The sequence below is a fragment of the Microbulbifer sp. HZ11 genome (assembly GCF_000708675.1).
Classification (GTDB): domain Bacteria; phylum Pseudomonadota; class Gammaproteobacteria; order Pseudomonadales; family Cellvibrionaceae; genus Microbulbifer.
Genome location: NZ_JELR01000002.1, coordinates 1357331 through 1380404 on the forward strand (window position 1 = coordinate 1357331; position 23074 = coordinate 1380404).

A 23074-nucleotide genomic window follows, 5' to 3' on the forward strand; every position below is an offset into this window, starting at 1 on the left:
CTTATCACGCTCGCCGGTGGAGCATCGGCGTAAGGTAGACAAAGGCAAACAGGATCGGGGTCAGTGGCCGGGTTGCAGGCAGCTGAAGCTGCTGGCGACCGCCTGCTCGGCCAGTTCATGAGCCCGGTCCGCGCAGAAGTCCCCATGACCTGCCAGCATATGCTGAAAAGGCAGCTGCAGCAGACGCTGGAAGTCTGCGGCCAGCCAGCGCTGATTGTTTTCACTGTCCGGGGTGGCGCGCCGGCACCAGCCCGGCGCCACCTGCATGCCCTGATGAACGCCGCTGAGACGTAGCATCCACTTGCCCGCCCAGTTGCACGCGGTCCATCCGTTCCAGTATTGCAACGCATCACAGGTCAGCAGCAGGCCCCCGGCATGGGGAATCAGCAGTGCGGCTTCCGGTACGCTGCTGTTACTGAATTCGAACACCCGGCCGCCGGTGACCGGGCAGGTGCCACCGTCGACGAGAAACTGGTCGGCGGGTGGAAGCGGATAGTGATCGGAGTGGGACTGGCGCCAGAAAAACACGTTAAAACGATCCCGGTAGTAGAGGTCGTCACAGCCATGAAAATAGCCCAGACGCACGGCCTGGCGCACCGTACCGAGCTCAGTGAGCCGCTCTTCCTGCGCCGCGTTGAGGCGCACCGGATTGACCAGCAGTAACTCATCTCCGCTGCGCACTATGCCCATATTGCGATTGACCAGTACTCCGGGAGCAATACGGGCCTGCCCCCGCACGACAAAAAAATCCGGCAATAGCTGGCGAATAGGTCCGTGAGGAAGTGGCGGCGGATAGGCAATATGCATGGTCGGCAAGGAGCTCCTGTGCGGCACTCCCTGCCATCAGTGGTTTTCGGAAATGCGGTGTACCCGGGTCTCAGCTGTATTGCAGCCGATTGCTGATGCCATACAGAATCTGCATGGCCTGAGCCGCATCACAATCTCGCACCAGAACATGTTCGTGACAGCGCGCGGATACCACGTTGACCTGAATCCCGGCATCCGCCAACTCTCGCAGAATAATCGCGGTGAGCCCGGGCACCTGGACACCGGCGGCGTAGTGCAGGGTAATCTGGCGATAATCGTCTTCCACAGCCAGTTTTGCATCTTCAGCTATATGGCGCGGCAGCAGAGCACAGATGCCTTCTCGCTCACGGAAAATGCACCGGCACTCGGGCAACAGCTTCTGCAACTGTGTCTCGTCCAGATTGCATAGACCCAACCGTTCGCGGTCCAGAATCGGAGTAAGGCGCAATAACAGCTGGTCGATTTTTACCTGTGCATTCATCGGCGTTCTCTCCTGGATTTGTCTTTCACGCGCGCCTTGGCGCTCTTGTCGCGTTTGTGGTTTGGCAGTTTGCCCTTGGGCTTCTGTACCGCCGGGCCAGATTTTTCGGTCTCGAAACTCTCACCCTCAAACTCGGGCTCACCTTCCACCGGGGTGGTATCCACCAACTGTTGCGCCTGCTGCGCTTCCTGCTCCCAGCGATCGAGCGCCAGGTCGATATCGTTTTCGATATCCATACGCGGGAAGGTGGGACAGGGTGCATCCTTCTCCGGGTTGTGCCAGCCGGACAACGGCGCGACAAACACCACCAGAGATTTGTGCAGATAATTGCGGCCGATGCTCGCTTCCGTCCAGGTGGTCTGCCAGGCGTACTTGCCCTTCACGGCATAATCACTTTCGTAAGATTTGAGGGTGAGGAAATAGGGGTACAAGCGCCCACCGCGACATACGATACGGCGTTCGGTCTTGATATTGGCCATCTGGGTAAACGGGTCGAAATACCAGCTGATGTCGTAACCGTAGGAGAATTTCATCTTGTCGCCGCTGCGACTGAAGGCGTATGAGCGACCGGTACCGTCTTTATTGAGACTCCATACATGCTGGGCCTCACCATCCCGGGAGATAAGCCAGCTGCCCACCCACTGATCCGCCTCAAGGCGGGACTCTGCGCTCCAGCCGGGATGCTGTGCATCGCCCTGCTGGTTGTGTTTCTGCACTTCTGCAGTATCGGTTTCCTCCGCTTCGGCACCATTGTCCTGGGCGGTGGTGACGGCTACCGGAGCCAGTACCATGGCCGTGAGTAACAGAGCTCTGTGACTCGCGGCGCGAAGTGTTGGAATAAAGCGTGGCTGCATAACTGCCGGGCTCCGCTTGCGCTTTATTCGTCCCTGAGAGAGTTGCCGATCCCGCTGGCCGGAGCCGGCGATTTCCTTCGCCGGCACGGACCCGGATACTGTTACCTGTGACGTCGGTACCTGCACGGGCCGGGCGAATGACTTGGCTGGGTCCAACCCTCAGTTCCCTGCCGAGGCGGTCTGCTGGGTCTCACTGCGGTCGCGCTGATACAGGTTGGGACACTCCGCACCATGATTGGGGGTTTCCCAGTCTGCAAGACGGCGTTGGAAGGCCAGGATACCGCCGTTGTGCTGGCGCCAATGGCGACCGTCGATCACGTTGAAGTCTAGGGTGACGGGGCTCCAACCGGTAAATTGCGCATACACCATGCCACTGTTGCAGTGCAGAGTGCCGCCGGTGCGGATACGCACGGTATCTCCCTCGAACCGCCAGGAAATGGCAAAACCGTGGGTGAGCTGGCCGTCTTTGCGGAAACCGTGGGCGAAGCCAGTGCCGTCAGCCTTGAGCTGCCACACGAGCTGTTCATCCCCCTGGCCGACCACCAGCCAGTTGCCCACCCAGTTTTTGGCGGCGGCCTGATCCGGGGTATGCTCCTGGGCTTCGGCGAAGGTGGGAAGGATTAGAAAGACTGCAAACGTGAGGGCGTAGGCCTGCAGCAGTGATTCAAGAACGGGACGGAAGGACAACTGACGCAACAACTTCATGCGGCACTCTTCTCTGTTGGGTTCTACGACTGGCGGTTAATTGATCAACCTAATTAAAAGACTAGTCGTAAATCTCAACTGTGGCAGCATAAGCGACAATTTTCTTTGTTTTCGCGCCACACCAGCCTATGGGTCTACGTTTTTCGCCGACGGCGCAAACCAAACCACAAAAGAGCCCCCACCCCCACCGCGGCAACAAACATCAGTGCCGCCCAACCATAGATGGCACTACCACCGGTAGGCTGCAGCAGTTCCCGCCCCTTCACCACATTCGCCAGCAGGCGCTGGAACTGTTCTATCACCTCGGTGGAGGGTGCCCGCTCGAGGATTGCGGTGCGCAGCTCCTGCCACTGCTGATCGAGCTGGGTGGCGAGCGCCGGGTTACGCGCGGCCAATTGCCCCCGGGCCGGGAGATAGCCGGTGCGCAGCGCGAGCATGATCTGGTGATAGGCGCTGGCGGTATCACCACTGCGGTAGGTGGTCTGGGCGAGGTACACGAGTCCGGCGGCGCGAGCCAGGGGATGCTGCAGAGCACGGGTTTCCACCGGGTGCGCGCGCCACCACATCAAGGACTCTCGCGCTTCGTCCGGAAGCGTGGCCGGGCGCAGAACGGCGATACCCGGCAGCCCCACCAGAGCGGGATAGCGCTTGGCGAGCTTCGGCGCTGGTGCCAGTGCTGGTGCACTAAACGAGGCGACCTTGACCGCCAGTGCCCAGCGCTGACGGCTGCTGAGATCACTGTCCACTGCTTCGTCATGGGCGTCGTTGCGCGTGGGCTCGAGCACGTTGTAAAAATCGTAAAGGCTCAGGTTGGCCATACGGACCGGGTCGTTGAGAACCCGCTCCGGCTGGTCGGCGGCACCGTCAATTCCGTGGCAGTGCTGGCAGCGATCCTGATAGAGGGCGCGGGCTTCACTGGCGGCAGGCAGAGACTCCGCCGGCGAGCGCGGCAACTGATAGAGGGCAGCCAGGCGATCGGCGGCAGCGTTGGCCTGACGCCGGACTGATTGCGCGGAAGATTTGCCGGCTATGGCGCTGTTCAGTGAGGCTAAGGCTCCGAGCAACTGGGTGCGACCAGGCCTGTCCGGCAGCTGCTCTACCAAACCGCTGGCAAATTCCGCATTGTCCCGCGTCTGGCGGTACAGGCCACGGTCACTGATCGCACCGTCCTGCACCGCATCCGGGTAATCTACCGCCACGAACGAGAGCAGGCTGACCGCCCGCGCCGCGGTATTCTGCTGAGCATCGGCTGAGCTGTCCGGTGTCTGCGCCAGGGCCAAACCGGCGAGCAACAGCAGGTACAGGCCGCACAACCCCTTGGCGATCAGTGAGACATTCTGTGGCAACGGGCGAGTCTGGTGCATTGTGATTCTGGTGGAATTGGTGGCGGCACCCGCTTTTAGCCTAGCAGTGCTCGGCTGTGCGGGGTTGAGACGCATAGATTTCGTGGCGATTTCCCACCTTCCGGCAAGAAAAAACCCCGCAGAGGCGGGGTTTTCAGGAACTTGGTCGATGGCAATCAGCCCTTTTCGCTGCGCTCTTTTTCCACCAGGAAATCCACCACATCCAGCATCATCTGCTGACCATTGGACTTGCCCTTGAAGCCCGGCAGTGAGGTGCTGACACGATATTTACCAGCGACAACCATCTCGGGCGTTCCAGACAGCTTATACGCGCGCTGTTTGGCCTGCCCCTGCTTGACCTTGCTGTTGATGGCGAAGCTGTTCATCAGTTTCACCGCTTTGTCGCCGTCGGCACCAGCCTGAGTGAAAATTTCGGCAATGGCGGCATCATCCGGCTTCCATTCGCGGCCATCGCGGTTGGCAAACATTTTGCGCTGCTGGGCAATAGCGCCAAAGATCGGATCGTGAACCTTGTCCAGTACGCCCATGGCGTCAGCCACGTAGAACATGCGCGCGTGCACTTCCATTACCGGCTGCCAGATGGCGGGGATCTTGGTCAGTGACACATCAGCCGGCATGGTCTTCTGCCATTTTTTCAGCGGCGACTCGAAGTGATAGCAGTGACCGCAACCGTACCAGAACAGCTCGGTTACCTCGATTTTGCTGTCGTCATCCTGGGCGACGGCCTGGGGCAGCACTTCGTAGTGCTGGCCGGCCTTGAACTTGCCCGGGGCTTCCTGGGCGCAGGCTGCGAGGCTCAGCAGCATGGTAAATAGTGCGACGACGGCTCTCATAGGTACTTACTCCAAACTTTTATTCTGGGTGACGGGGACAGATTACCCACAGGGTACTTAGGCCTAACTGTCGCCCGGCTGAATATAGACCGCGAAGATTATTGAAGTTCCCACCGCCCGGTGCAACCCGTGCGCGGCGGCCAAATACAAAAAGACCGGTCTGAGACCGGTCTTTTGTCGGATAGCTCACACGCTGAGATTTATTGCGTGTGGTGGTTACTCGGTCAGGCCTGCCACATAGTTGGCCACCGCCTTGATCTCGGCGTCCGACAGCTGGCGCGCCACGGTGCGCATGGTGCGGGCATCCCCATCGTTGGCGCGCGTGCCTTCGCGGAAAGCCTTCAGCTGCTTTTCCACATATTCGGCATACTGCCCGGAGAGGCGCGGGTAGCCCGCAGGCGCATTGCCCTGACCGGTCGGCGAGTGACATCCCATACATGCAGCCACACCGGTGTCGGCGTTGCCGGCGCGGAAAATCTTGCGACCCAGTTCCAGCGCATTCACGGTATCGCCGTTGTTCAGCATCACGGTGAACTGGTCAGACCCGGAAATCTGGATGTTCTGGGCAGCAAAATACGCGGCGACATCGGCCATATCCTGATCGTTCAGGTTATCCAGCATGCCGGTCATTTCCGGTACCTTGCGGGCGCCGTCCTTGATGTCGTGCATCTGCTTGAGCAGGTATTTTTCACCGAGACCGGCAATCTTCGGAAAGGTCGGCGCCGGGCTGTTGCCATCTACACCGTGACAGGCTACACATGCCGCAGCCTTGGCCTGTCCCGCACTGGCGTCACCGGCAGCGTGTCCCACCTGGGCGAAAGCTACCATCCCCAAAGCCAGAGCGGCCTTCTTTATAATGCTGTTCATACGTCGTCCTGTTGCGCGCTGAAGTTTTGCATTCGATCTTCGCTGTCGACGGCAACCAAACGCCGGGCAGCCATCAGCGACGATAAAACCGCGGCATTATATACTTGCGCGCCATCTGAGTGTACCGGGAAGGCCCATGTCTGAATCCAATGTAGAACGAATCAATTTCCGCCGAGCGGAATTCCTTATCAGCGCGCCGACCCTGGCAGAGTGTCCGGAGGATTCCGGCGCCGAAGTCGCCTTTGCCGGGCGCTCCAATGCAGGTAAGTCCAGTGCCATCAATGCTTTGACCGACAATGGCAAGCTTGCGCGCACGTCGAAAACTCCCGGTCGCACCCAGTTGATCAACTTTTTTCGGCTGAGTGAGCAGCAGCGGTTAGTGGACCTTCCCGGCTACGGCTACGCCAAGGTAGCCCGCTCAATGAAGGATGAGTGGCAGCGCCACTTGGCGTTTTACCTGGAACAGCGCCACTGCCTGAAAGGTCTGGTGCTGCTGATGGATATTCGCCAGCCATTGAAAGAGTTTGATCTGCAGATGCTGAGCTGGGCTACCACCTCCGGGCTACCCACTCACATTCTGCTCACCAAGGCGGACAAACTGAAAAACGGCCCCGCCAACAACGCGCGCTTTGCGGTGGAAAAAGAACTCAAGGCACTGGAGCTTGACCGTAATGTCACGGTGCAGATTTTCTCCGCCCCCAAGCGCAAGGGGCTCGACAAACTGGAGCGACAGCTGAATCAGTGGCTGTCCCTGGCAGACGCCACCGAAGCAGACGATACCGAACTGGAGGGTGGCGATAGCTGAAGCTACCCGATCAGTGGCGCCCGAGCGGCGCGTCCTCGCGCAGGCTTTCGAGGAGAATGCGCCGCAGAGTGCGGCGGGCGGTTGGGGTCAGTCCACGCAGCTGCTCTGCGGTGAGCTGCCGGCGCGCAATCAGAGATACCAGTGTGCGCTGACTGATCTGGACCGTGAGAAAGTGCTCGGTTGTGGCCACGGCTGCACCCTCAATGCAACGGTGTAGACGCACCCGTGGCGCCCGCCACAGGTTGCCAACCACCGCTCGCCTTTACGCGCTCCGCCACCCCCGGTGGCAGATCGATCTCACCGGTATACAGGGTGCGGATACAGTCCGCGGTTAGTTGGTAATTGACTTTGTCCCCCAATTCACGGGCCAAACGCGAGCTGGAGGTCACCTGAACATAGTTTGCATGCCCGGTTTCGCCCTGCCGCCGATAAGCCTCCATAAGCTGGCGCGCGCTGTCGGTAAAGCGCAGTGCTGCAACCGCAAACCCCGGGGCACGCTTCAACAGTAAGAAATCCGCCAGTTCAAAGGCACATCCGAGAAATGGAATGGCCCGGGACTGATTCCCCTCCTCACACAGCACGCTGCCGCGCTCCATCCACTCCAGCCATGCCTGTTCGGCCCGGCGGGTATCCTCCATTAACCACTGGCGGTGGTTGGCACATAGAAATCGCAGGTTCACAAGACTCCCCCTCTGTCTGGCCACTCTCTGGCCCCTTCACAATCCCCTGAGCGGATGTGGGCCGATCCGATGGCAAATCCACGTGTATTCGGCCCCCAAACAGAAAGGCCGGATTCTTCACACCACTTTAGTGCGATTAATTATCACTTGCAATTAAATGATCACTCAGGGGTATTGCCGGGTGACTTGCGCCGCCAGAATTCGTCTAGACTAAAAACATGCCGCTCTTATTTCGCGCTCTGCGAAGGCGAACGCGGTCTCACAGGATGTCTTTTGGGCTTAAAACGGGATGTTGGGTTGCGAGGCTCGCAGGCAGGCGGTCCAGCGGCCGACGGAAATCGCGGGCAAAAAAAAGCCGGCAGATTGCAGCTGCCGGCCAGGGGTCAGTGTCCTTGGGGATGGACACTGGGGAGCCGCGCCCAGGGGGACGGGCGCGACCTTGGGTTCTCACCCAAATTCCACTGCATCCGATGCGAACCCTTTAACACCAAATCCTTCAGTACAAAGACTAAGCTGGGGCACCGAGGTTCCCCACTTTTTTTCGCTGTTCGGACGCTGCAACTGTATCCCACCTATCTCGCCCGTGCGGGCAAAAAATTCCGTTTCTGAGACTTTATTCCCCGAGGCACTCTAAAAACCCTACTCTTCGCGCAATTTGTAGACAGTACCCGGTAAAGTATTCCGCGCTATTGACCACCGTCGTACAAATTTCAGGCAAAAAAAAGCCCCGATGGGGGTAGCTTCGGGGCGAGGGGCTTCTGACTAAGCTTTGGGGGATGATGTTGCAATCCAACGATCTTGCTTAGTTAGAGGGGCTGTTTCCGGCGGAGTTCCGCCGGAAACCAAAAAATTTAAAAAAAATTAAAAATTTTTAGTGCGCCTCGTCCCAGTTGGCACCCTCACCCAGTTCGGCAATCAGCGGCACGTCCAGTTCCGCGGCGGCCTGCATCAGTTCCGGGATGCGTTTTACCACCAGCGCCCGCTCGTCCGCCGGCACTTCCAGTACCAGCTCATCGTGCACCTGCATGATCAGGCGGGTCTCTAGCTTCTCGTCCCGCAACCAGGCATCCACCGCGATCATTGCGCGCTTGATAATGTCCGCCGCGGTGCCCTGCATGGGCGCGTTGATGGCGGTGCGCTCAGCGGCCTGGCGCTGCATCCCGTTGCGGGAATTGATCTCCGGCAGATACAGGCGGCGGCCGAACAGGGTTTCCACATAGCCCTTGTCCGCAGCCTGCTTGCGGGTGTTTTCCATATACGCCAGCACACCCGGGTAGCGCTCGAAGTAGCGGTCGATATAGGTCTGGGCGTCGCCCCGCGGAATATCCAGCTGCTTGGCGAGGCCAAACGCACTCATGCCGTAAATCAGACCGAAGTTGATCGCCTTGGCGCGGCGGCGCTGCTCGTCAGACACTTCGTCCACGGGCACTTCGAACACTTCCGCCGCGGTCGCGCGGTGAATGTCTGCACCCTCAGCGAAGGCATCCAGCAATCCCTTGTCGCCGGACAGATGCGCCATGATGCGCAGCTCGATCTGCGAGTAGTCCGCGGCCACGATTGCACTGCCGCCATTGATGCGTGGGTCGGCAACGAATGCCTGGCGAATTCGACGGCCCTCTTCGGTGCGGATCGGAATATTCTGCAGGTTGGGATCCGAGGACGACAGGCGACCGGTGGCGGCCACCGCCTGGTGGTAGGAGGTGTGCACGCGGCCGGTGGCCGGGTCGATCATCAGCGGCAGTTTGTCGGTGTAGGTGTTTTTCAGCTTGGCCATACCGCGGTACTGCATGATCAGCGCCGGCAGCTTGTGGGAAAGCGCCAGTTCCTGCAGCACCGGTTCCGCAGTGGACGGTGCCCCTTTCGGGGTTTTCTTGATCACCGGGATTTCCAGTTTTTCAAACAGGATGGTGCCCAGCTGTTTTGTGGAGCCGAGATTGAACTCCTCGCCGGCCTCGTCGTACGCCTGTTGTTCCAGCGCGCGCATTTTTTCTTCCAGCTCGCCGGACTGCTTTTTCAGCATGGCCGCATCGATATAGGCCCCGTTGCGCTCGATATGAGTGAGCACCGGCACCAACGGCATTTCGATCTCGTCGAGGACTTTTTCCAGGCTTGGCTCTTTGCCCAGACGACAGCTCAATTCCCGATGCAGGCGCAAGGTGATATCCGCATCTTCCGCCGCGTAGGGGCCCGCCTTGTCCAGCTCGATCTGGTTGAAGGTGAGCTGCTTGGCGCCCTTGCCGGCGATGTCTTCAAACTTGATGGTGGTCTCGCCCAGGTATTTCAGCGCGAGGGTGTCCATATCGTGGCGGCTGCCGGTGCTGTTCAGCACGTAGGATTCGAGCATGGTGTCGCGGGCGATACCGCGCAGTTCGATATCGTAATTGGCGAGAATGTGGCTGTCGTATTTGAGGTTCTGGCCGACTTTTTTGTATTGCTCGTCCTCGAGAATCGGCTTGAGTTTAGCCAGCGCCTTGTCGAAATCGATCTGTGCCGGTGCCCCCATATAGTCGTGGGCGAGAGGCAGGTAGGCGGCCTCGCCGGCTTCCACGGCAAAGCTCACGCCCACCAGTTTGGCCTGCATGTAGTTGAGGCTGGTGGTTTCGGTATCGAAGGCGAAGACGTCGGCTTTTTTCAGTTTTTCGATCCAGCTATCGAGCTCTTTTTCGTCGAGGATGATGCTGTAGTTACGAGAGATACGTTCAACTGCCATGGCCTCGGCGGCGGACTCGGCATCGCCTCCGCCGGCCAGCTCTTCCACCCAGCTGCGGAATTCCATTTCTTTAAACAGCTCGCGCAGCTTGTCGGTATCCGGCTCACCGTTGCTCAGGCTCTCGGGCCGGTAGTCCATTGCCACATCGGTCTTGATGGTGGCGAGCACATAGGACATTTCTGCGGCGTCTTTGTGCTCTTCCATCTTCTTAGCCAGGGTTTTTGAACCGCGGAAACCCAGTGGCGCAATCGCATCGAGGTCCGCATAAATGTCTTTCAAGCTGCCGATCCCCTGCAAAAGCGCCAGTGCGGTTTTTTCGCCCACACCGGGGACGCCGGGAATGTTGTCCACCTTGTCGCCCATCAGCGCGAGAAAGTCGATGATCAGCTCCGGGCCCACACCAAACTTCTCTTTCACCCCTTCCACATCCAGTACGGTGTTGGACATGGTGTTCACCAGGGTCACCCCCGGGCGCACCAGCTGAGCCATGTCCTTATCGCCGGTGGAGATGATCACTTCCATGCCCTGCTCTGCGCCCTGCAGCGCCAGGGTACCGATCACATCGTCCGCTTCCACCCCGTCGATCACCAGGCGCGGCAGCCCCATGGCGTCGATGATGTCGTGAATCGGCTGAACCTGCGCGCGCAGATCATCCGGCATTGGTGGGCGCTGGGCCTTGTACTCTTCAAACAGTTCGTCGCGGAAGGTCTTGCCCTTGGCGTCGAATACCACCACCACCGGGCTGTCCGGGTGCTCCTTCAAGTGCTTGCGTAGCATGGAGATGACCCCGCGTACAGCGCCCGTGGGTTGGCCATTGCTGGTTTGTAGCGGCGGCAGGGCGTGAAACGCGCGGTACAGATAGGAGGAGCCGTCCACCAGAATCAGTGGCGCGGAAGAGGTCTTGGCGTTGCTCATAGACAGTTGGGAATTCGATTTGCGTGGGTCGGAATTGTTGGGCGACAGGATACCCGCCTTGGAAGAATTTCGCTCGTGCACCGGCGGCGAATTTTGACGCTGCGCCGTTCAATCCATCGTCACCGCCGCGCCAGTCATCTCAGTGTCACCCCCGTTTCGGCCGCAGCTTCTAGGCTTGGTATAGGGAAGTCGCAGCGAGGCACACGATCATGAAATCCCATCTTTTCATTCCCCTGGCACTGGTCCTGGGGTTTAACGGTACCGCCTTTGGCGAGGGCGCCGATCAGCAGGTACCGCGGACGCAGGCAAACACAGGCTCGGCTTACGCCGCCGAAACCATGGAGCATGTGGAGACCAGTACATATGCCGTACCGGAAGTGCTAAGCGAGGCGAAAACCGTCAGCAACGTGTATCTGGTCGAAGAGCAGAACCGCGAACAGTATCGGCAGGAAATGTTGAAAGAGCAGAACCGGCGGGCGCTGCTGGACAATGTCCGCAGCGTGCAGATACAGCAGGTCAAAGCTTTCCTGAAGCCGGCGCAGGAGACACAGCAGGTGGCACAGGAGTCGGCGCCGCGACCATCACTTGAGACCGATGTTTCGGCACCGGCCTCTGCGGCGCCTGCGGCCCTCGATGAGGGAGCCGACCGGGTGGTACCGACGCTTGAACTCAAGCTGGACGAACTGCAGGTGGAGGACGAGCAACAGCCAGATCCGGAACAGGAGCCCTCCTGACCCGGTGTGGCGCCACAAAGCTGGAGGATTACTCGCTGCGATCCGGAATGCGCGCGAGGCACAGGCGCGCGTCCGCAAGCAGTTTTTCCATCAGGTCCCGATAACCCGCGCTTCCCGGTAGGTAAACCCCCAACGGGTCTAGCGCCTGATAACCGAGATTGAGGTTGGCGGCAGTCTGTCGGTCACGGTCGTTGGCGGGAGCCTCACCAAACAGGCAGCCAGCTACGGCGCCTTCCGATTGGTCTCCCTCTGATTTGCGGCGCTTTTGCACCAGGGTCCGCGCCCCATGCTGGTGATCCGCCGATCCCGCCAGACTCTCAACCTCGACACCCGCTGCGCCAAAAAAATGACTGTAGGCCTGGTGGGTGGTGACGATAGGAGCATCTTTATACGCCCAGAGTGCGCGGTCCTGCACCTTTTGCAGGTTGGACATGGCACGGGAGAAATCCCGAGCGCGCTGCCGGTAGTGCACCGCATTATCCGGATCGGCGCTGGCAAGACGCGTGGCAATCATCGCGGCCATGACCGCCGCATTGCGGGGCCGCAGCCACAGGTGGGGGTCTGTGGGTTCCGCGCCTTCATATTCGTAGGCCGTTTCATCAGCCAATAGCACCAGCTGACGTTCAGCGGGCACCAGTGCCATCTGCCGCGCCAGTACCGACTCCATTGGCGGTCCCATCCACACCACCAGCTGCGCCGCCTCCAGGTTCAGGCGGTCAGAGACTTTGGGGGCAAAATGGTGCGGGTCCCCATTGCGGATCAGCTGCTGCACCGTAGCGTCGTCCCCAGCCACTTCACGGGCAATCATGGCCAGCGGGCCTATACTGGCGACAACCTTGAGTGCCCCCTGCTTCTCGATCTGCTCCTGTGGACTGCAGCCGCCGGTCGCGAACACGCTGGTCGCAACAATGGTCAGTGCGGTAATCAGGCGAAGGGCTATTTCAGACATCAACAGGCGGCTCAAGCGGTGCAATTTCGGATCAAGTAACGCAGGTGCCGTTAATGACACCCAATTTAGGGGATGCGATATAATCACAGCCAGCTTACACTCGCCAGCCAATTCCCACCTTTTAAACCCGTCAGTCATCCAGTCTGGAAGTCCCTTGAAGAGTCCGCAGGAGAGCCCCCTCAGCCCAACCGCACCGCTTATCCGCGCTCACCAGGTCAGCCTGGAAATCGCTGGTCGGCGGCTGTTACAGGATATTTCCCTGACGCTGCATCCCGCCGAGATCGTTACCGTGATCGGCCCGAATGGTGCGGGCAAGACCACCCTGCTGCGGCTGCTACTGGGGCTGACCAAACCCACCACCGGTCGGGTAGAGCGGCTGCCGGGCCTGCGTCTGGGGTATATGCCCCAGCGCCTGCAGATCGATGCCACCATGCCGATGACCGTGGCGCGCTTTCTGCAGCTGGGGATCAGTGGGGTCAAGGTGGCGGACGCACTGGACCGCGTTGCCGCTCCACATCTGGCCAATTCGCGCCTGGCGGACCTGTCCGGCGGTGAGATGCAGCGGGTGCTACTGGCCCGCGCAGCGGCACGCAGGCCGCAATTACTGGTGCTCGATGAGCCTACTCAGGGTGTCGATCTGGGCGGCCAGAGCGAGGTTTACCAGTTGATCGACCAGTTGCGTGATGAACTCGACTGCGGCGTGTTACTGGTCTCTCACGATCTTCACCTGGTGATGGCCGCCACAGACCGGGTACTGTGCCTGAACCAGCATATCTGCTGCCACGGTCACCCGGAGCAGGTCAGCAAGGACCCGGCTTATCTGGAGATGTTCGGCGATAAACTGGCACCCTACACCCACCATCACAATCACCACCACGACATCGGTGGTGAAATCGTGGACGAGGGCTGCGATCACGACCACGACCACGCGATAACCCCCCCTCCATCGCGGACATCTTCGACAGACTCCGGAGAGATCGACTGATGGAATGGTCCCACGTTCTCCAATCGACTTTCCTCTGGTACGCCCTCTCCGCCGGTCTGCTGGTGGCGCTGGTGAGTGGCCCCCTGGGCTGTTTTGCGGTATGGCGGCGCATGGCCTATTTCGGCGACACCCTCGCTCACTCCGCCCTACTTGGCGTGACCCTCGGTTTCGTATTGCATATCCAGCCCACACTGGCGGTAGTGGCAAGCAGCTGTCTGCTGGCAGTGCTACTGGTTTATTTTCAGCGCCGCCAGAATCTGTCTGTGGATACCCTGCTGGGCATTCTGTCCCACTCCATGCTGGCCTTGGGGATCGTCACCGTCAGCCTGCTGGATATCAATGTGGATCTTTTATCGCTGCTGCTGGGTGATCTGTTGGCGGTAACCACTCAGGATCTCGTATTGATGGCCATCGCCACCCTGGTGATCGCTTTACTGCTGGTCTTTTTATGGCCGAAATTGCTCGCCTTCACCCTGCACGAGGAACTGGCGGCAGTCGAGGGCGTCAGGGTTGAAAGAGTGCGCCTGGCGCTGATGCTAATGCTGGCACTGCTGATTGCCATCGCCATGAAAGTGGTGGGGGTACTGCTGATCACCGCCCTGCTGATTATCCCCGCCGCCACCGCACGCCGTATTTCGACCACCCCGGAGCAGATGGCCGGCTTCGCCGCACTGATCGGCTGTATTTCGGTGACCGTCGGCCTTGCGGCGTCGGTGCTGTGGGATAGCCCGGCAGGGCCGTCGATCGTGCTGGCGGCGGGCTGCCTGTTTTTGATTGGGCAGTTGTTTCACCGGGAAACAACTGCCTGATTCATATCATGTCAACGGCTCAACCCGGATATTGCAGCAAGGTCATATGCAACAGATTTACCCCCCAGTGAGTTAACACGCAGGCCCAGAAGCTGCCACGCAATTGCCAGATCAGCGCGTAACCCAGGCCCGCGAGCCCAACCAGCGACAACATGGTGGTGGAAACAGCCCAGCCCGTGTGCAGATAGGTGAACAGCAGGGTTACCAGAATGGTCGGAATCCACGGCCAGCGGTGTAGCCATTGGCCCAGCCCACGCTGCAGTACCCAACGGAAGAAACCCTCTTCGGCGATACACACAATCACCAGGTTGAGCAGTGCGGCAAGGGCGATGCTAGTAGTGAGCTTAGGCTGGAAGTCGAGAAAGACAGCACCCGCGACAATCGGGGCGGAGATGGCGGTGGCCATCAATGGCAGGTCTTTGCGTTTCAGCGGTTGCGGCCGCACCAGCATAAACAGCACCAGGGTCACCGCAATAACCGCTTTGGCCGGGCGAAAGCTGGGATATATCTCACTGCCGTTCTGCAGGTAGGGCTCCATCAACAGGATGTGATCGTTACCCGGGATGGCGCCACTGGTCACCACCAGCATCAGCAACCCCGTAATCACATAGCTTACCGCCTTTTTCCAGCCTTGGGCGCTGTCCATCGCCACCAGGCCGAGCCAGATGGCAGGGGCAAATATACCGATCCAGCCGAAGGGAATTGCCAGCAGACAGAGAAATGCCGCAGGCATCCAGAGTGACTTACCATCAATCGGGGCGTCCGCGGCAATCACCGGCGTCCCCCGCTGTACATTGAGTGAAAACATAGAAAATCCATTTTCAGCACGTTGGCGAATTGTTCGGTTCTGCTCACCAGAGTGGGTAAACAAGAACAGGCGCCATCATAGCGCCTGCTACACTCCCCTACCGTGATCACTGTCGCTCAGCCGTTATAAGTGGCACGCATTGAACGGTACGTCAGTTTCATTTTCGCCGGATCCAGGGGCGCTTTGAAAAAGCCGTGATAGTGCCCGCGCGGGTTGATCAATACTACCTGGGACCCGTGATCGACAGTGTATTGCCCATCGTCGAGAGGCACCTTATTGAACGGCACGTTCAGCTGGTTGGCAAAACGTTTTAGGTTGATGAATTCGCCGGTCACCCCATAAAAGTCCGGGTTAAAGTAGCGCACATACTCCTGGAGTTGCTGTGGCTTATCTCGCAGCGGGTCGACCGATACCAACAGAATATCCGTGTTCTCCCGGGTATCGTCATCCAGTGTCTGATAAAAATTATTCAGAGTGGATAAAGTGGTGGGGCACACATCCGGACAGTGGGTAAAGCCAAAAAATACCAATGTCCAGCGCCCGGCCAGTTGTGTGGTTTTGAACACGTCACCACTGTCCGCAATCAATTCAAATTCGTCCAGAATGCGCGGCCGCTCCAGTTTGATTGCGCCATTGGCCCGCAACTCCGCATCGGTAATTACTCGCGGCTGATTCATTTTATTTAAAAAACCCGCCAGGACGGCGATCATAAACAGAACCAGCACTGCAACGGTAAGCAAGATGCCCCGCTTCTGTGCCGGTGTGTGATGCAGGTTTTCACCCATGTCAGACTCCGCTTGTTGGCAACGCCACCAGATAGTGATCCAGCAACATGATGCAGAAGAGCGCCATCAAATAAATAATCGAGTATTTGAAGGTCTCCATTCCCGCGTTGGGGTTGCGGCCCCGCAGCATTTCGATAGCCCAGTACAGAAAGCCAAGCCCAAGCACTACCGCACCGAGCAGATACAGCCAACCTAACATGGCGGTGGCAAATGGCAGAAGACTGACGGCGAGCAGAATAATGGTGTACAGCAGGATATGGATTTTGGTGTACTGCACCCCGTGGGTGATGGGCAGCATGGGGATTTCTGCCTTGGCGTAGTCATCGCGACGGTGCACAGCCAGTGCCCAGAAATGCGGCGGAGTCCAGGCGAAAATGATCAGCGCGAGCAAAAGCCCATGGCCGTGCATCTCGCCGGTTACCGCAACCCAGCCAAGCAGCGGCGGAGCGGCGCCAGCAAGGCCACCGATCACGATATTCTGTGGCGTGGCGCGCTTGAGAAACATGGTGTACACCACCGCATAGCCCAGCAGGGAGGCCAGCGTCAGCCAGGCAGTGAGCGCATTGACGTAGGCGAGTAGTATCGCCATGCCGGAGCAGCCCAGAACCAGAGCAAACAGCAGTGCTTTCTGCGGCTCGACCCGACCCCGCGCCACCGGACGGTTGGTAGTACGAGCCATCTTGATATCGATATGCCGATCGACGAGGTGATTTACCGCAGCCGCGCCACCGGCACATAGGGCGATTCCAACATTCCCCAGAATTAATATATCCAGCGGCACCATGCCCGGTGTGGCCAGTAACATGCCAATCACCGAGGTAAGGATCATCAGCATCACCACCCGCGGTTTGGTGAGCTCATAGTAATCGCGCCACCCGGCACGACGGAGACTTACAGCCTGGGTACTCATGGTTACCACCTCATTGTCATTATTATTTGAGGTACTACAAAACCCTCTACCACATACGCACTACATCATTTCGGGAAATTTCCAATTGCCGGCTGCACCGTGTTGATGCGGTAGCAGAATGTCAGCAGGCTCAAAAGCAGCAGTGCGGCGCCCGCATTGTGTGCCACGGCGATTGGCAGCGGCAGGAACATCACCACGTTCGCAATTCCGAGGGCCACTTGCAAGCCCAGCACCGCGAGTAGGCCCTGACCCCAGCGGGGCGATCCGGCACGCCAGGCGAGTATGGCAAGCAGACTCACAATCAATGTCACAATGATTGCACCGATGCGGTGGGTCAGGTGGATCGCCGTGCGCGCATCGCTCTCCAGCGCACCACCCAGATAGTTCGGTCCGATATGCTGCGCAATATTAAATCCCTGCCTGAAATCCGCATCGGGCCACCACTGGTTGTGGCAGGTGGGAAAGTCTGGGCACGCCAGCGCCGCGTAGTTGGAGCTGGTCCAGCCGCCCAGAGCGATCTGCAGGCTTACAACAATCACCGCAGCAACCGCCAACGGGCGCAGTTTCTGAAGCGCGGTGTACTCGTGAGCCGGTATCAACCGCCTGCGGTATCGCAGCCGCTCCGACAACATCCACAACACCGACAGGGTAGCCATACCGCCCAGTAAATGCAGGGTGACCACTTGCGGCCACAATTTGAGGGTGACAGTCCACATACCAAAGGCGGCCTGCAGGATAATCAGACCCAGCAGGATATGACTCTGGATAAATCCGCGGTGACCGCGGCGGCGCCAGAAGAGATAGGTTAATCCGGCCACCAGCAGCAGTAATAGACCGGCAAAATACCGGTGGACCATCTCGGGCCAGGTTTTATGGGTTTCTACCGGGGTATCCGGGAAGGCGGCGTTGGCCGCGGCAATTTCATGGTGCTCATCCGGCCATAACAGGTGCCCGTAACAGCCGGGCCAGTCCGGACAACCGAGGCCGGCGTCCGACAAACGGGTGAAAGCACCGAGCACTACCACCACCAGGGCAAGGCCGGTGCCCGCCAAAGCCAGGCGAAAGCGCCAGTCCTTCTTGTAGTTTTTTCGCAATTCAGTGATGTCGGATTCCACATCCATTTCGCGCTCTCCTCTGACCACTACTTCTCGTAGGAGTACTTCAGCATTCGTTTAATGTCTTTCAACAGCTGGTTGCCACTGTGCGAATTGTTGTACACCATCATGGCGTAGCCCTGCTGGTCTACCAGTAATACGCTCGGGCGCGTCAGCCCAGCGTGATCGCTGTCCGCTAACCACTGATCCAGTTGCTGAGGCTCTACGCTGGAAAAGCGCAGTTTGGGATGCTGGTTGGCAAGATCCCGGAGACGCTCCTTGCTCAACGGCGCTCCCGTGGCGAGGACCCGCTCCACCCGCCGCGCCTTGTCACCGAGACGGATATGCACCTGGCGAGTGGTATACAGAAGCTGTTCACATTCATCGCTGCACTGTGCGTCACCGAGGATCAGATAGCGCCACCTGGGCTCCGCATCCACCAGCGACAGCGGTGCACCGTCGTCCTGCCGCAGATCTATTTCCGCCACGCTCTGAGCCGGGATCAGCAATTCCCCCTGATTGACCGTGTCCGAGGGCATACCCAGACCGGTGTAGAAAATGACATATGCCGCGACAATAGGGAGCACTACCGAGGCAACCACACCGATACCCGTCCAGCGGCCCAAGCCCGATGGTTTGTCCCGGGAAGACGCCTGTAGACCTGTCGCCTGTTCGGCCTGAACTTGCTCAGTCACTTTATGTACCTCGCTATTGGGCGCCATTCACGGCCAGATGTCCGCACATGCGCTCGTTATTGTTATGGGATGATTATGTCTGTTCTGTTGTTTTTTTAAACCACTTTTCGCGCAATATTTGACGGAGGTTGCTTGCTGTCAGCAGCCACAGCACAAACAGCGCTGCTGCCATGGTGAACCATTGCACTGCGTATCCCGTGTGTTTCTGGGGGCTTGAAGTAATCAATTGCCAGTCGGTTGTGAACGCCGTGTCCGAGTCCGCGCTTAAGCGTACCTGCCATGCCGGTTGCGCAACATTCAGCTGCTCCGGGCTCAATTGCCTCGGGGACTGAATACGGCTGTGCGGGTTGGTGAGGCCCTGCCCCTCGAGACTGCCCGGATACAGAAAGCCGGTGATTACTTTTGCCGCGAGCGGGTAGCTCACCTGCGGCAGCTCGCTTCGGTGACTACTGGCGGGTAACCAGCCACGATTGATCAACCAGCGTACTTTCGCTGCATCGCCGCTGCCGGTTTCAAAGACCTGCAATACCTCGTAGCCGACCCTTCCATTGCGGGTGCGATTGTCGAGAAGGAAGTACTCATCGCTGTAAAAGCCCAGTAGGCGCACTGGCGTGTAGGCACTCAGCGTCCCGGGCTCCGGGACCCGCCCGGTCAGGTTAATCGGCTGGGTGGAGAGTCGTCCGTTGATCTGGTCCTGGATCTGCTGTTTTTCCGCCGCTCTATTGAGTTGCCAGTTGCCGAGGCTCAAAAGCAACGGAAAAAAGCACAGACTGAGAAGGGTGACGGGCCAGTTTCGGATAAATGCTACACTGGCGTCACGCGATAAACTGTTGCCATCCATCGCGTGGTCCGTACAGCGTTCGGCGTTCCCGGCTTCTACTGCGTGATCGCGGTGTTGCTGCGATTTTTGGGGAGCTGTCATGCCAATAAATACTTCAATAAGTGGCGTTTTATTATGTGGCTAAAAGCAATAATCGTGTTGTTGTTTCTTGCCGTGCTGGCCAGCCTGACCAGCGCTCTGATTTTTCTACTGCGCGATATGGGCGCGCCGCAATCCAAGCGAACCCTTTATGCGCTGGGTATTCGCATCTCTCTGGCGGCATTGTTACTGATCGCTATCTGGTATGGATTTGATAGCGGGATCCTTTCCAACACCGCGCCCTGGGCCAACAAATATTAAATCGGGTTGAAGTTGGTGGATGCGCTGCGCTTATCCACCACTCCACCCCACGCCAGTTACGCACCCAGAACGTAGACAAAGATAAACAATCCTACCCAGACCACATCCACAAAGTGCCAGTACCAGCTGGCCGCTTCAAATCCAAAATGATCGTCCGGCTTGAAGTGATGGGCGATGACCGAGCGCAGCAGCATGATCAACAACATGATGGTGCCCAGGGTCACATGGGCACCGTGGAAACCGGTAAGCATAAAAAAGGTGGTGCCGTAGATACCGGATTCCAACGTCAGACCCAGCTGCTGGTAGGCTTCCAGGTATTCTTCCACCTGGAAGAACAGGAAAGCGATACCCAGTGCCACGGTGGCACCCAGCCAGAGATTGAAGGCCTGCCGCTTATCCTTTTTCAGATACACGTGCGCAATGTGTACAGTGACACTGGAAGCCAGCAGTAATACCGTATTGAGCAGCGGTAAATGCCAGGGATCGATGATGCCTTTAGGGCCGACCACCTTGGCCGCCTCGCCACTGACTGCCTGCTCCGGGGTGACCATCAGCGGCCAGGTATTCTGAAACCCCTCCCACAGCATATTCGAGGAACCGCGATCCCCTTCACCACCGAGCCACGGCAGTGAAAAGGTGCGAATGTAATAGAGCGCACCGAAGAAGGCGGCAAAGAACATCACCTCGGAAAAAATAAACCAGCCCATTCCCCACACATAGGATCGCTTGAGCTGATCGCTGTTCAGGCCCTGCATGTTTTCCTTGATCACTGCAGCGAACCAGAACCACAGCACGGTGGCCATGGACAGAGCACCGGCAAAGAAAATATACGAGCTGCCGCCATTGATCCAGGTGGCGGCGCCGAAGGCCGTCAGGAAGATGCCGATGGTGGCGAAGATAGGCAGCCGGGACTGCTCGGGAACATAGTAGCTGCTTTCTGTGGCCATAGTCTTTTATCCCTCTCGCTCGGAGTCGGTATTTTTGTTGTTCGCTTGTTTGGCAATTCTTTCCGTGACATCAAACAGCGTGTAGGAAAGCGTAATAGTGTTTACCCCGGCGGGCAGATCCGGATCGACGATAAAACGCAGACCCAGTTCGGCGGATTCGCCGGCGGCGAGCGCCTGCTGGTTAAAGCAGAAGCATTCGGTTTTATGAAAATAGCTGGCGGCCTTGAACGGCACCAGACTGGGAATCGCCTGACCGATCATGTCGCGGTCGGTGGGGTTGCGCGCGTGGAAGACGGTATCGACCGCCTCCCCTGGGTGCACACGGATTTCCACCGTATCGGGTTTGAATTCCCACGGCATGTTTTCGTTATGGCTGGCAACAAACTGGACTTTCACCGTGCGCTCTGTATCCACCGCTGCCGGCACCGCTTCGTAGCGACCACCGGTTTTGCCGTTCAGGCCGGTAATCTCACAGAAGGCGTCGTACAGCGGCGGCATGATGAACAACGCAAAGCCGAGCATGCCGACCGCGAGGGTGAGCAGCTTGGCTGTGGTTTTTGCGTTTGCGCTCAGCGACATAACGTCAACTCTTTCAGGAAATTAACGCACAACCGGTGGCGTGCTGAAGGTGTGGTACGGCGCCGGTGACGGCACACTCCATTCCAGCCCTTCCGGATTTTCCCAGACCTCATCGGTCGCTTTCTTGCCACCTTTTACGGTGCGAATCACATTGAAAAGGAACACGATCTGCGCGGCGCCGAACAGGAAAGCACCGACACTGGCGATCTGGTTGAAGTCGGCAAACTGCAACGCGTAATCCGGGATACGGCGAGGCATACCGGCGAGGCCAACAAAATGCATCGGGAAGAAGGTCACGTTCAGGCCGACAAACGCCATCCAGAAATGCACCTTACCCATGGTTTCGTTGTACATATTCCCGGTCCACTTGGGCAGCCAGTAATAGACGCCGGCCGTAATCGAGAAGATGGCGCCGGGTACCAGCACGTAGTGGAAATGCGCCACCACAAAGTAGGTGTCGTGATACTGGAAGTCCGCCGGCGCTATGGCGAGCATCAGGCCAGAGAAGCCACCCAGGGTAAACAGGATCACGAAGGCGATGGAGAACAGCATCGGGGTCTCAAACGTCATCGAGCCCCGGAACATGGTGGTCACCCAGTTGAACACCTTCACCCCGGTGGGCACTGCGATCAGCATGGTGGCGTACATAAAGAACAGCTCACCGGCAATCGGCATACCCACGGTAAACATGTGGTGCGCCCACACAATAAAACTCAGGAAGGCGATGGACGCGGTGGCGTACACCATGGAGCTGTAACCAAACAGCGGCTTGCGCGCGAAGGTAGGAATGATCGCCGACACGATACCGAACGCCGGCAGGATCATGATGTACACCTCTGGATGACCGAAGAACCAGAACACGTGCTGGAACAGTACCGGGTCACCACCACCGGCGGCGCTAAAGAAGCTGGTGCCGAAGTGGATATCCATCAGCATCATGGTCACTACACCGGCGAGTACCGGCATGACCGCGATCAGCAGGTAAGCGGTAATCAGCCAGGTCCACACGAACAGCGGCATTTTCATCAGGGTCATGCCCGGTGCGCGCATGTTCAGAATGGTGGCGACGATATTGATCGCACCCATGATCGAAGACGCACCCATGATGTGAATGGCGAAAATAAAGAAGGTCACACTGGGCGGTGCGTATTCGGTGGAAAGCGGAGCGTAGAAGGTCCAACCAAAGTTGGGCGCACCGCCTTCCATAAACAGCGTGGATGCCAGCATCGCGAAGGCGAAGGGCAGAATCCAGAAGCTCCAGTTGTTCATCCGCGGCAGCGCCATATCCGGAGCGCCGATCATCATCGGCACCATCCAGTTGGCAAGCCCCACAAACGCGGGCATAACCGCACCGAACACCATGATCAGCCCGTGCATGGTGGTCATCTGGTTAAAGAAATCCGGCTGCACAATCTGCAGGCCGGGCTGGAACAGTTCGGCGCGGATAACCAGCGCCATACATCCGCCTAGCAGGAACATCGCAAAACTGAACCACAGATACATCGAGCCGATGTCTTTGTGGTTAGTGGTGTAGAGCCAGCGGGTAAAACCGGGTTTCGGACCGTGTGCCATAACTAA

Annotated in this window: 25 protein-coding genes; 5 read left to right on the forward strand and 20 right to left on the reverse strand. The window is 58.5% G+C overall.

The window, feature by feature from the left end; genetic code table 11:
- Positions 1 to 60: 60 nt before the first annotated feature.
- The 7 genes from AU11_RS13325 to AU11_RS13355 all read right to left on the reverse strand — a co-directional run bounded on the left by AU11_RS13325 (position 61) and on the right by AU11_RS13355 (position 5911).
- Positions 61 to 807, reverse strand: coding sequence for a hypothetical protein (locus AU11_RS13325; RefSeq protein ID WP_043319809.1), 747 nt, complete (start codon positions 805 to 807; stop codon positions 61 to 63).
- A gap of 70 nt (positions 808 to 877) precedes the next feature.
- Positions 878 to 1288 carry an ACT domain-containing protein gene (locus tag AU11_RS13330; protein ID WP_043319810.1) on the reverse strand — a complete coding sequence of 137 codons (411 nt, stop codon included), beginning with the start codon at positions 1286 to 1288 and terminating at the stop codon, positions 878 to 880.
- Positions 1285 to 2142 carry a hypothetical protein gene (locus AU11_RS13335; protein ID WP_156035314.1) on the reverse strand — a complete coding sequence of 286 codons (858 nt, stop codon included), beginning with the start codon at positions 2140 to 2142 and terminating at the stop codon, positions 1285 to 1287. Before AU11_RS13335 ends, AU11_RS13330 begins: the two co-directional genes overlap by 4 nt.
- Positions 2143 to 2301: 159 nt before the next feature.
- The gene (locus tag AU11_RS13340) at positions 2302 to 2847 is read right to left on the reverse strand and encodes a hypothetical protein (RefSeq protein ID WP_043319813.1); all 546 of its coding nucleotides are present in this window, start codon (positions 2845 to 2847) and stop codon (positions 2302 to 2304) included.
- Between the two features lie 134 nt (positions 2848 to 2981).
- Complete coding sequence (locus tag AU11_RS13345) at positions 2982 to 4211, reverse strand: hypothetical protein (RefSeq protein ID WP_156035316.1); 1230 nt, start codon at positions 4209 to 4211, stop codon at positions 2982 to 2984.
- Between the two features lie 155 nt (positions 4212 to 4366).
- The gene (locus AU11_RS13350) at positions 4367 to 5044 is read right to left on the reverse strand and encodes a thiol:disulfide interchange protein DsbA/DsbL (protein WP_043319815.1); all 678 of its coding nucleotides are present in this window, start codon (positions 5042 to 5044) and stop codon (positions 4367 to 4369) included.
- 216 nt (positions 5045 to 5260) lie between these two features.
- Positions 5261 to 5911: a cytochrome c gene (locus tag AU11_RS13355; protein ID WP_043319816.1), complete on the reverse strand. Its 651-nt coding sequence runs from the start codon at positions 5909 to 5911 to the stop codon at positions 5261 to 5263.
- A 136-nt stretch (positions 5912 to 6047) separates the two neighbouring features.
- On the opposite strand from AU11_RS13355, the gene yihA reads away from it, so the two are divergent.
- The gene (gene yihA, locus AU11_RS13360; protein ID WP_043319817.1) at positions 6048 to 6716 is read left to right on the forward strand and encodes a ribosome biogenesis GTP-binding protein YihA/YsxC; all 669 of its coding nucleotides are present in this window, start codon (positions 6048 to 6050) and stop codon (positions 6714 to 6716) included.
- A 10-nt stretch (positions 6717 to 6726) separates the two neighbouring features.
- Here the strand turns inward: yihA and AU11_RS13365 are convergent, their stop codons facing one another.
- The 3 genes from AU11_RS13365 to polA all read right to left on the reverse strand — a co-directional run bounded on the left by AU11_RS13365 (position 6727) and on the right by polA (position 11021).
- On the reverse strand, positions 6727 to 6906 hold the full coding sequence (locus AU11_RS13365; RefSeq protein ID WP_043319818.1) for a hypothetical protein: 180 nt from the start codon (positions 6904 to 6906) through the stop codon (positions 6727 to 6729).
- Positions 6907 to 6916: 10 nt separating this feature from the next.
- Positions 6917 to 7396 carry a hypothetical protein gene (locus AU11_RS13370; protein ID WP_156035318.1) on the reverse strand — a complete coding sequence of 160 codons (480 nt, stop codon included), beginning with the start codon at positions 7394 to 7396 and terminating at the stop codon, positions 6917 to 6919.
- Positions 7397 to 8267: 871 nt separating this feature from the next.
- Complete coding sequence (gene polA, locus AU11_RS13375; protein ID WP_043320527.1) at positions 8268 to 11021, reverse strand: DNA polymerase I; 2754 nt, start codon at positions 11019 to 11021, stop codon at positions 8268 to 8270.
- A 209-nt stretch (positions 11022 to 11230) separates the two neighbouring features.
- On the opposite strand from polA, the gene AU11_RS13380 reads away from it, so the two are divergent.
- Positions 11231 to 11755: a hypothetical protein gene (locus tag AU11_RS13380; protein ID WP_043319820.1), complete on the forward strand. Its 525-nt coding sequence runs from the start codon at positions 11231 to 11233 to the stop codon at positions 11753 to 11755.
- A gap of 28 nt (positions 11756 to 11783) precedes the next feature.
- Here AU11_RS13380 and AU11_RS13385 read toward each other — a convergent pair whose 3' ends face one another.
- Positions 11784 to 12704, reverse strand: coding sequence for a metal ABC transporter substrate-binding protein (locus AU11_RS13385; RefSeq protein WP_081848188.1), 921 nt, complete (start codon positions 12702 to 12704; stop codon positions 11784 to 11786).
- Positions 12705 to 12858: 154 nt separating this feature from the next.
- Here AU11_RS13385 and znuC point away from each other — a divergent pair, with 154 nt between their 5' ends.
- A complete protein-coding gene (znuC, locus tag AU11_RS13390) occupies positions 12859 to 13689 on the forward strand; it encodes a zinc ABC transporter ATP-binding protein ZnuC (protein WP_081848112.1) in 831 nt (276 codons plus the stop codon).
- Positions 13689 to 14498, forward strand: coding sequence for a zinc ABC transporter permease subunit ZnuB (gene znuB, locus AU11_RS13395; protein WP_043319821.1), 810 nt, complete (start codon positions 13689 to 13691; stop codon positions 14496 to 14498). Before znuC ends, znuB begins: the two co-directional genes overlap by 1 nt.
- Before the next feature lie 19 nt (positions 14499 to 14517).
- Here the strand turns inward: znuB and AU11_RS17815 are convergent, their stop codons facing one another.
- From AU11_RS17815 to AU11_RS13425, 6 genes are all read right to left on the reverse strand, one after another.
- On the reverse strand, positions 14518 to 15306 hold the full coding sequence (locus AU11_RS17815) for a CPBP family intramembrane glutamic endopeptidase (protein WP_051687248.1): 789 nt from the start codon (positions 15304 to 15306) through the stop codon (positions 14518 to 14520).
- A gap of 116 nt (positions 15307 to 15422) precedes the next feature.
- Positions 15423 to 16091 carry an SCO family protein gene (locus tag AU11_RS13405; protein WP_043319822.1) on the reverse strand — a complete coding sequence of 223 codons (669 nt, stop codon included), beginning with the start codon at positions 16089 to 16091 and terminating at the stop codon, positions 15423 to 15425.
- Between the two features lies 1 nt (position 16092).
- The gene (gene cyoE, locus AU11_RS13410) at positions 16093 to 17001 is read right to left on the reverse strand and encodes a heme o synthase (protein ID WP_043319823.1); all 909 of its coding nucleotides are present in this window, start codon (positions 16999 to 17001) and stop codon (positions 16093 to 16095) included.
- Between the two features lie 65 nt (positions 17002 to 17066).
- Positions 17067 to 18122, reverse strand: coding sequence for a heme A synthase (locus AU11_RS13415; RefSeq protein WP_051687249.1), 1056 nt, complete (start codon positions 18120 to 18122; stop codon positions 17067 to 17069).
- 20 nt (positions 18123 to 18142) lie between these two features.
- Positions 18143 to 18790 (reverse strand): hypothetical protein, encoded by a 648-nt coding sequence (locus tag AU11_RS13420; RefSeq protein WP_043320532.1) that lies wholly within the window; start codon positions 18788 to 18790, stop codon positions 18143 to 18145.
- Between the two features lie 73 nt (positions 18791 to 18863).
- Positions 18864 to 19712 carry an SURF1 family protein gene (locus tag AU11_RS13425; RefSeq protein WP_081848113.1) on the reverse strand — a complete coding sequence of 283 codons (849 nt, stop codon included), beginning with the start codon at positions 19710 to 19712 and terminating at the stop codon, positions 18864 to 18866.
- 33 nt (positions 19713 to 19745) lie between these two features.
- Between AU11_RS13425 and AU11_RS13430 the strand changes: the two genes are divergently transcribed.
- Positions 19746 to 19970 carry a DUF2909 domain-containing protein gene (locus AU11_RS13430; RefSeq protein WP_043320533.1) on the forward strand — a complete coding sequence of 75 codons (225 nt, stop codon included), beginning with the start codon at positions 19746 to 19748 and terminating at the stop codon, positions 19968 to 19970.
- 56 nt (positions 19971 to 20026) lie between these two features.
- On the opposite strand, the gene AU11_RS13435 is transcribed toward AU11_RS13430, so the two are convergent.
- Genes AU11_RS13435 through ctaD form a run of 3 tightly spaced genes read right to left on the reverse strand, consistent with a single transcriptional unit; the run spans position 20027 to position 23068 of the window.
- Positions 20027 to 20917: a cytochrome c oxidase subunit 3 gene (locus AU11_RS13435; protein WP_043319826.1), complete on the reverse strand. Its 891-nt coding sequence runs from the start codon at positions 20915 to 20917 to the stop codon at positions 20027 to 20029.
- Between the two features lie 6 nt (positions 20918 to 20923).
- Positions 20924 to 21496: a cytochrome c oxidase assembly protein gene (locus AU11_RS13440; protein WP_043319827.1), complete on the reverse strand. Its 573-nt coding sequence runs from the start codon at positions 21494 to 21496 to the stop codon at positions 20924 to 20926.
- Positions 21497 to 21517: 21 nt separating this feature from the next.
- Positions 21518 to 23068 (reverse strand): cytochrome c oxidase subunit I, encoded by a 1551-nt coding sequence (gene ctaD / locus AU11_RS13445; RefSeq protein ID WP_043319828.1) that lies wholly within the window; start codon positions 23066 to 23068, stop codon positions 21518 to 21520.
- Between the last annotated feature and the right edge of the window lie 6 nt (positions 23069 to 23074).